This window comes from Desulfovibrio desulfuricans, from assembly GCF_024460775.1.
Classification (GTDB): domain Bacteria; phylum Desulfobacterota; class Desulfovibrionia; order Desulfovibrionales; family Desulfovibrionaceae; genus Desulfovibrio; species Desulfovibrio desulfuricans_E.
Window position 1 is genome coordinate 1 of the sequence record NZ_JANFYZ010000027.1, and the last position, 8,200, is coordinate 8,200.

An 8,200-nucleotide genomic window follows, 5' to 3' on the forward strand; every position below is an offset into this window, starting at 1 on the left:
GAGTGCAACCTTGCCAAGGTTGAAGTCGCGGGTTCAAATCCCGTCTCCCGCTCCACTTTTGCGGGAATAACTCAACGGTAGAGTGTCAGCTTCCCAAGCTGAAGGTTGCGGGTTCAAATCCCGTTTCCCGCTCCAAAAAAGCTTACGATAAAGCCCTTACAGTTTAAAACTGCAAGGGCTTTTTTGTTGGCCTGATGGTGGTCAGCTACCGGACGGCTGACGTTTTGAACGCATCTTTTTGATCTGCTCCTGCTGCCGATGTGTCATCTGACCACCCTGCCCCCAATGATTTATAGAGGGCAATGACGCCGCGCAGTTCTTCCCACTGGCTAAGGGCCAGGGCATCCCGTGCATTGTTAACGGTGCGCTGCGCAACAAGCACCGGCATATAGGCGCTCAATCCCCTGCCGTAGAGCCGGGACGAGTGTTCCAGGGCTTTCTGGCTATCGACAACGGCCTCTTTTAGTGAGGCCTGCCGCAGGCGTTCACTATTCAATGCCGTCAAGGCATCTTCCACGTCCCGCAGGGCAAGCCTCACGTCACGCTCATACACCAGCCGTGCCGCATCGGCATTGGCCTGCGCCGCCTTCACGCCAGCGCGTGCCCGCCCTCCATCGTAGATGGACTGGCTGACCTGCCCCCCTACCGACCAGGCCGTGCTCGCGCTGGAAAAGAGGTCATGGATGAGGCTTACGGTGCTGCTGATGCCTAACGGAATGGTAAACCTGGGGAAACGCTCGGCCTCGGCAACGCCGATCTGTGCGGTTGCTGCTGCAAGACGCCGTTCGTCCGCCCGTATATCTGGGCGTTGGCGCATCACCTCCGATGGCAATGAAAGCGGCAGGCGGGCGGGCACAGGCAAAGATGAAGACGGTTCGGCCAGCGCTGTGCGCCAATCACCAGGAAAACCGCCAGCCAGTACGCCGATGGCATGACTGAACCGGGCAATATCCGCCTCCATCAAAGGCGGCTGCGCCTCGGCTGTTTTGCGCTCTGCCCGGGCCTGCATCACATCGGCCAGGGTGCCCATGCCCCTCAACTGGGCCTGTTCAGCCAGTCGCTCACTCTCAAGCAGCGTACGGATATTGTCATGGGCGATGGCCAGGCGTAGCTGCGTTGCACGCAGGCCCGCGTAGTTGGACACTAGTTCCGCAACCAGACTCACCTGCAATGCGCGATGATCTTCGGCAACCGCTTCAATGCCCGCATCTGCCGCTTCAACGGCTCTGCGCGTTCCACCAAAGATATCCAGCTCCCAACTCGCGTCAAAGCCAGCAAGCCAAGTCCGCGACTCGCCGCCGACTTGCCCGGTGAGGGCCTCGCTGGTGCGCCGAGCCTCACCTGCCCCGCCGCCGGAAACCGTCGGCCCAAAGGCCGACGCGGTCTGAACCCGCTCCGCGCGCGCCTGCCGCAACCGCGCCAGCGCGATACCAATATCCTGATTCCGCTCCAACGCCTGCTCGACCAACCTGTCGAGCAGCGGGTCGTTGAATGACCGCCACCACATGCGCAGTCCATCCTGAGAGCTGCCAGACAAGGCACTGTTGGCCTCAACCCAGTTTGCAGGCAGGTTCAATGTGGGTTTGGTATAGTCAGGGCCTACGGACAGGCAGCCTGAAAGGCCCAGCAACAACGAGACAAGCAGAAACACGCTGCAAATACGCAGTCGCGCATGATTTCGTGCTGTGTACATGCGCACTCCTACAACCAACGTTGCAAAAGCGTTGCGAGGCGGCCCTGGGGTGGCCTGTCGCCTCCTGGCGCAGTCACCTCGATGCTGCCTGTCATGCCTGCGGCCAAAACAAGATTTTGCGGGAGTTGCCCAAATTCGACGCGAACCGGAATGCGCTGCGCCAGGCGAACCCAGCTGAAACTTGGCGCAACGCTTGGCAAACCCTGCGCATCAGCCTGCTGGTTGGCATCGGCTATTCCGCGCCCGATACTCACCACCTTGCCAGGAATCACCTCATCAAAACCCATCAGGCGGATCTGCGCTGAGGCGCCGGGCTCAATGCCATGCAGTTTGGTTTCTTCAAAATAGCCGATGATCCGGAAGCTGCTCGCGTCCACCAGCGCGATATTCGGCTGGCCAGTCACCGCATAGTCGCCCTTGTTCAGCCTCAGACGCGTTATATATCCATCCACAGGGGCCCGCAGCACTGTGTGCTCCATATCCAGCCTTGCCCTGTCTACAGCAACTTGCGCACTGCGCAACTCGGCCTGGGCGATGGCCATTGTCTGATTCGCACGCTGGACTTCTTCTGCGGGCACAATATCTTCCATACCCCGGCGGCGTCTCGCGTCTTCCATTTTCTGACGCAACGACACGTCCGCCGCAGCCAGTTGAGCCTCGGCCTGCGCCAAAGCCAGAGCAAAGTGGGCAGGATCTATGCGGTAGAGCACATCCCCCTGTTTCACAAACTGGTCATCAACCACCGAGACATCCAGTACCGTACCTGACACCTCCGGGGCTATGCGGACGATCTGCGCACTGACGCGGCCATCCCGTGTCCAGGGGGCCAAGACATAGGCACGCCAGAGCGCGCTTACCAAAATCCACGCAAAAATGACGACAGTGACTGTAAGCCCTGCCCTGAATATCTGTTTTGCCGGAAACAAACTGTTAGACATGGAAAACCAACACCTTTTCTGGGAATAAGCGGTTAAACAAAGAGAATCAGCATCGAAACTATGCAGAGGGAAAGAGCAAACCCGAATAAACCGGGATGCCAGACCCACCTCAGCGCGCCGCAGCGTGTAAGCAGGGAGCGAAGACCCAGGTATATTGGCAGCGCGGCGCACGCATAGACAAAGAATGGCGGCAGGTAGATGCCAGCCACCGAGAACTCACTCAGCATCGGTACGACCTCCAGAATGTTGTGAAAAGTAATCCGCGCGGTTTTCAAGCAGCACTGCAATATCAAGCAGCACGACCGTCAATCGTTGCGCTTCGGCTGTGGCGGCGCTCCCTGTCAGTGACAATTGCGACAAGGACCTTGCAGCACGGCGGGCATGCCGAGCCGCCATTTTGGGTTCGCCAACCCGGCGGTTCATGTAGCGAAAAGCGGTTGCAAGCTGGCGGCGCAATTCAGAATCTTTGGGCGCATGGCGCAGCCAATTGCGCAGGCGCAAAACCTCTCGCCCCAGATGAATACTGTCCAGCGCATTGGCAATCTCTCGCTCCATCACCTCCGGTTGCGCCCTAAGCAGCGCACCGAGTTGAGCCGTGCGGTGCTGCTGGCTCCATTGCCAGACTTTCGCATCAGTCCGTTTTCCTCTGAAGGTGCCAAGCGCATTATCGCGGATAGCAAGGTGCAAACGCTCGGCGTCGCGCGACAGATTGCGCGGCAGCAGAACCTTGAACCCCACCAGCGTAAAAAATACTGCCAGTATCCAGGCCACGGAACTGTTGAGAAATAACGCAAAATCATAGTTCATGGGGTTGTCTGGCGCGGCCAGCGTGGTGAAAGCCACGAGATAGGTGGCCCCGGCCGCCATGTGGCGGGGCATGGAGGTTGCGTAAACGCCCGGCAGCCAGAATATCCCCAACACCAGGAGCAACAGCGGCAACCCTTCAACATGGGGAAGCACTATAAAGGTGCAGAGGAATGCCATTACAACGGCAGCCACAGTACCCTTCATAAATTCAACGGCGCCGAGAGCCGGATTGGGAGCCGTGGACAGTAGCGCGCAGCCTGATGCCAGGCCCGCCAGCATCAGGCTGCCGTACGTCCAGCCAGTCGCAAGCCAGAAAGCGCCGCCAAGCAGCACCGTCAGCATTGCTCGCAGCCCGTTCTGCATCGCCGCCATCCTGTCCCGGTAGAACGGCACGGAGACTTGCGCCGCTGTTGGTAGCGGAGCATGTAAAAGTTCAATGCCCTTAAGGGCTTCAATATAGTCGTCGAGCTGTTCGAGCAGCCGGTCTCCAGCGATCATCAGTGCGGCATGCTCCGACGCTTCATCAAGCAATGCCGTGGAAAGCGTGTCTGTTAATCGAGCGCGCATATCTGCCAATATCTGAACGGCACGATCCAGCCCGATGGGGCCTTGTTCCTGCGCCAGCGCCTGACTGGCTTGCTGCCATGCCAGCTCCCAGGCAGGCTTGAGCGCTTTCAGGGCGCTCAGGCTTGCGCTGCCTTCGCGCATGGGGGGCATGCCGCCTACCAATGCGGAAAACAGGGAAACCATTGTCTGCCGAACTGTACCGGCACGTTGGGCCAGGTCGGGGGATTCGGCTTTTCCCAGCGCCAGCAGGTCATCCACGCCATATGCTTCAATAATGAGATTGCGCCTGCCCGCATCCAGAGGCCTGATTTCCGGTGTCTCACCAGTATGAGTCGCCTGGTGATTTGTCGAAAGGATGCCTGCGGTGGCCGCTGCCAACCGCCGCAGTTGCGTTTCCAAACGATTTCTTACGCTCCGGGTGCTGAAAAGTGCAGACACGCACACCAGGCACACCACGCCGATCGACACGGAAGCCCCGCGCCCCATCACCTGAGAAAACGTAAGTTCCGGATGTTCCATGGCTCCATAGGCCGCCATCCCCACGGTATACCCCGCAAGGGTAGCGCCATACGCCCGAAAATGACGCAGAAGCGTCATTCCCACCACGCACACGCCCATCCACAGGCCAAAGCCGAGCAGGAACAGCCAGGGACTCTGGCCAAATAAACTCATCAAAATAAAGGACGCCAGCATCCCGACCAGCGTGCCGAGTATCCGCCACACGCCTTTTCCTATCACAGCGCCCTGCACCGGGTTGATGACAAGAAGAACACTGGATGCCGCCGAATACGGCGCGCGCAGATCCAGCATATAGGCAACTACAAGCGCCATGCCTGCGGCAAGAATCGAACGCATCACGTAGGTCGCGCGTGGCGTGGTCAGGTCAAGATACGGCAGCCCGCGGAGAAACCATCCCCGGAGCAGGGAGAGATGGGAGGTAAAGAAACCTGAAGGTGCCGAAGGCACATTCGCATAAGACATGATAGAACCCTTCTGCAATGACGTAATAAGCGCCACTGTAGATATGCCCTACCATTCCGAAAAGTGAATTTATTGCATTTTTATGATTGCGTTAAACGCACGCATTGAAGGTTGCCCCTCACTCACTATTTTGCTTGTCTGGCCGTCTGCGCAGCATTGCCGTTGCAGAGGGCGTGGATTGTACGCCGCAGCCATTGATGGGCAGGATCGTTCTCCAACCGGGGGTGCCAGGCCTGCGTCAGCAGCACTGTTTCCAATGGAACCGGCAGCTCGAACAGGCGGATGTGCAAACCTGCGGCAAGCGCGCTGCTGGCCAGATTTTTGGGCAAGATCAGCAACAGGTCAGAATCCTGCAGCGCGAACAATGCCGTGTACGGATTCGGCACGACAAGGCCAACATGACGACGCAGCCCCTGTTCTTCCAGCGCTGCATCCACGGGCCCAACGGACTTTCCGCGCCGAGAAACGTTGATATGCTCCCAGCGGGCGAGGCGCTCGGGGGTAATTTCGTCGTCAAAAACCGGATGATTTGCTCGGGCAACGCTGACGTAAGTCGTGGTGAACAGCGATTGCACGCGAATCTCCGGCCCCATCTTGCGTGAACCGCTGATGAACAGGTCAATGCGGCCATTGCGCAGCGCCTCCTCGTCCACGTCATCCTCTTCCGGCGAAAAACGCAACATGGCGCGGGGCATATCCGTTGCCATAATTCCCAACAGATGCCCCAGATGCATGCTTACAAATTCATCGGTGGCGCGGACATTAAAGCGCCTCTCCAGCGATTTCAGATCGATCTCAGCGTTGGATGAAAAAACCTGCGCAGCCTGCTCGACCGCCATGCGCACCTGCTCGCGCAGAGCGAGCGCTTTAGGTGTTGGGATGAGCTTTCGGCCGACCTGAACAAATACGGGGTCACCCAGCGCGTCCCGAATCCGGCTCAAGGTGCGGCTCATCGCGGGGGAGCTCAAATTCATGCGACGGGCTGCGCCAATGACGCTTCCCTCATCCAGCAACGCATCTAAGGCCAAAAGCAAATTTAAATCCGGACGCGACATGCCCCCCCTCCAATCCGTTAACTAAAACGCAATCACATATACCGCTGAATAATGCGAGGAGCATTTAAAAACAAGCGTACTCCAAATGGTGAAGCATCAAGTTTTCTCAATCACCGCCTTATCGAGCTGTAACGCTTTTTGGCTTTTGAGGGTGGCAGCACATTGAGCACGAGATTTTTTTATTTCTGCTTACCAACACAACCAGCTAAAATACCTTGCAGTATTAGCAGGCAAGATTTCCAACCCGGATATCTCGGCCTCCGAAGGCCCCCAAACTATTGCAAGCCATTTATGAGAGTGCTATTTTTTACTTGCGAAGTTTTTTTGTTCGCAACCACCAGAACCAAGGAGGCGAAGTATGGAATATGCCGTTATGCTGGGGACCGTCGGATGCCGCAAAGAGGATTCAATCCTCGGCTCTGTTTGGGGTGGTTGGATGAACTGGTGGCGTCGCATGCTGGCAGCCGCCGACCGCTTTTAAGCACAGCATGTGACACCGCACGCTGTAATCAACCTGTGATTGAAGGCCGGGACAAGTCCCGGCCTTTTTTTATTTGGCCAGCGCCAAGCAGCAACATACGCCCGGACGCTTCAAGGCGGGTAGCACCCACTGGCGCATCCCCCCGCCACCATGCGTCACTTCTCCTGCGATATACCCAAGACCCTTGGGACTATAATCAGACACGCAACTCGGGCACGTACTAACCAGCGCCTGTTGCTGCCGCCCTTATCGCATAATCGCCAGGCCTGAGCCACGCCCCCTGTATATTTTTGCGTGTCTTTTAATTATAAACGCGATATTATACATAGAAAACATACTGTTCAATCTCCATCCAAACATAATCCATACTTTCTGCAAGGTTGATAAATATGTTAGTTTGCAATAGCCTGAATTCGCTATCTCACTGAAATTAAACTGACATATAGCATCATCAAGATGTGTGCACCCAACTCGCGCAAAAGAATGCACAGAACAGAAATAGCCTATACCTAACTGCACCGCATAACCACTACTCACAGATATACTTTTACTTAACCAGACTGACTTACAAACTAATCCACCCAGGCGTTCAGCAAATGTTCTTCAGATTTTCAAAAAATTACGCATTATGGGATACGATTTTTATCATTGCCATTGCTGGCTATACCCTGTTTGGACTGTGGGGAGTGAGCCTGCTTTCGTGCGATGGACTTAAAATCAGCAGCGACCTTTGCTGCTATGTACAAAATATGGCTGGCGAACTGCGTCGTGAACTGTTTTCACTTGACCCACTATTAGCAGTTCCAACCACCGCAAATTCCATCATCAGTCTTGAATCAACATTGGCAAGCCTTCTTCAGCCCGGTGACGACATTGTGCAGGGGATGCTGCGGGCTGGCGCTGTGGGCGTGTTTTTCCACTACATTGCCTGTTATTATCTCGGACGCCGCCTTTTTGACACGCCGCTGATTGCCGCCCTGTTTGCCCTGCTGACAGGCGTGACAGTATGGGTCAGCTTTGGCACATACTGGGGCTTTGGCTCGGGTGACATAACGCCGCGTGTTTTTTATGCCGCTCTGTTCCCGGCACTACTGGCAGCAACACTTTCCGCTCTCGACAAACCACAGCTGCGCCCTCTTATCATGTTTGTTTCGGGCTGCGGCATGTACCTGCACAGCATCAGTTCCCTGGTGGCGAGCTGCATGCTGTTTACCGTCTTTTTATTTCACAGGGCCAAGGGCGATAGCCTGTTGCGGCACGGGGCATGGCTTCTGTTGAGCCTTGTTGCCTGGTGCCTTCCCACATTGCTCTATCTGACAAGCTCCATCAAATCCGCCACGCCATTTTCGCCGCAGGATCTGGCCGTGCTCCAGCAGGTTTTTGACCGCCGCTTTCTTGAAGACGAAGGCGGGCTCTGGAGCAGACTGATAGGACACCTGCATTACAGAAGCGACAGCTTTTTTCTCATTCTTGGCGGCATTGCCGGATTTTTTGTCGTGCGCCGTTACGGCACTGCACTAATGAAACGCCTGGCATCCATTGTACCCACCCTGCTTTTGGGCCTGTGCCTGGCTTTGCTCTTTTCCGTAGCAGAAACACACATAGCCCAGGCTCTCGGCAGAATGAGGTAGGTCGTCAAATTCGAACGCCATGTTAAGCGGCAATCGGCAGCTTTGGT

7 protein-coding genes and 1 tRNA gene are annotated in these 8,200 nt (G+C 56.4%); 3 read left to right on the forward strand and 5 right to left on the reverse strand.

From position 1 onward, the window contains the following. The first annotated feature begins 60 nt into the window (after positions 1-60). A tRNA-Gly gene (locus NE637_RS15185) sits at positions 61-135 on the forward strand. A 70-nt stretch (positions 136-205) separates the two neighbouring features. Here NE637_RS15185 and NE637_RS15190 read toward each other — a convergent pair. From NE637_RS15190 to NE637_RS15205, 5 genes are all read right to left on the reverse strand, one after another. Continuing rightward, positions 206-1,693 (reverse strand): efflux transporter outer membrane subunit, encoded by a 1,488-nt coding sequence (locus tag NE637_RS15190; protein WP_227119301.1) that lies wholly within the window; start codon positions 1,691-1,693, stop codon positions 206-208. 8 nt (positions 1,694-1,701) lie between these two features. Then, positions 1,702-2,631 carry an efflux RND transporter periplasmic adaptor subunit gene (locus NE637_RS15195; RefSeq protein WP_227119302.1) on the reverse strand — a complete coding sequence of 310 codons (930 nt, stop codon included), beginning with the start codon at positions 2,629-2,631 and terminating at the stop codon, positions 1,702-1,704. A gap of 32 nt (positions 2,632-2,663) precedes the next feature. Then, positions 2,664-2,858: a DUF1656 domain-containing protein gene (locus tag NE637_RS15940; RefSeq protein ID WP_192113254.1), complete on the reverse strand. Its 195-nt coding sequence runs from the start codon at positions 2,856-2,858 to the stop codon at positions 2,664-2,666. After that, positions 2,848-4,986, reverse strand: a complete 2,139-nt coding sequence (locus NE637_RS15200; RefSeq protein ID WP_227119303.1) for an FUSC family protein — start codon at positions 4,984-4,986, stop codon at positions 2,848-2,850. Before NE637_RS15200 ends, NE637_RS15940 begins: the two co-directional genes overlap by 11 nt. A 125-nt stretch (positions 4,987-5,111) precedes the next feature. Next, the gene (locus NE637_RS15205; protein WP_227119304.1) at positions 5,112-6,041 is read right to left on the reverse strand and encodes a LysR family transcriptional regulator; all 930 of its coding nucleotides are present in this window, start codon (positions 6,039-6,041) and stop codon (positions 5,112-5,114) included. Between the two features lie 358 nt (positions 6,042-6,399). Here NE637_RS15205 and NE637_RS15210 point away from each other — a divergent pair, with 358 nt between their 5' ends. Continuing rightward, positions 6,400-6,522 carry a hypothetical protein gene (locus NE637_RS15210; protein ID WP_022659440.1) on the forward strand — a complete coding sequence of 41 codons (123 nt, stop codon included), beginning with the start codon at positions 6,400-6,402 and terminating at the stop codon, positions 6,520-6,522. Positions 6,523-7,118: 596 nt separating this feature from the next. Continuing rightward, positions 7,119-8,153 carry a hypothetical protein gene (locus NE637_RS15215; protein WP_256267787.1) on the forward strand — a complete coding sequence of 345 codons (1,035 nt, stop codon included), beginning with the start codon at positions 7,119-7,121 and terminating at the stop codon, positions 8,151-8,153. The last annotated feature ends 47 nt before the right edge of the window (positions 8,154-8,200 follow it).

What these genes read in the sequence shown, in the direction of transcription:
- NE637_RS15190 (WP_227119301.1), bottom strand. Translation starts at nt 1,693, where the DNA reads ATGTACACAGCACGAAATCATGCGCGACTGCGTATTTGCAGCGTGTTT.
- NE637_RS15195 (WP_227119302.1), bottom strand. Translation starts at nt 2,631, where the DNA reads ATGTCTAACAGTTTGTTTCCGGCAAAACAGATATTCAGGGCAGGGCTT.
- NE637_RS15940 (WP_192113254.1), bottom strand. Translation starts at nt 2,858, where the DNA reads ATGCTGAGTGAGTTCTCGGTGGCTGGCATCTACCTGCCGCCATTCTTT.
- NE637_RS15200 (WP_227119303.1), bottom strand. Translation starts at nt 4,986, where the DNA reads ATGTCTTATGCGAATGTGCCTTCGGCACCTTCAGGTTTCTTTACCTCC.
- NE637_RS15205 (WP_227119304.1), bottom strand. Translation starts at nt 6,041, where the DNA reads ATGTCGCGTCCGGATTTAAATTTGCTTTTGGCCTTAGATGCGTTGCTG.
- NE637_RS15210 (WP_022659440.1), top strand. Translation starts at nt 6,400, where the DNA reads ATGGAATATGCCGTTATGCTGGGGACCGTCGGATGCCGCAAAGAGGAT.
- NE637_RS15215 (WP_256267787.1), top strand. Translation starts at nt 7,119, where the DNA reads ATGTTCTTCAGATTTTCAAAAAATTACGCATTATGGGATACGATTTTT.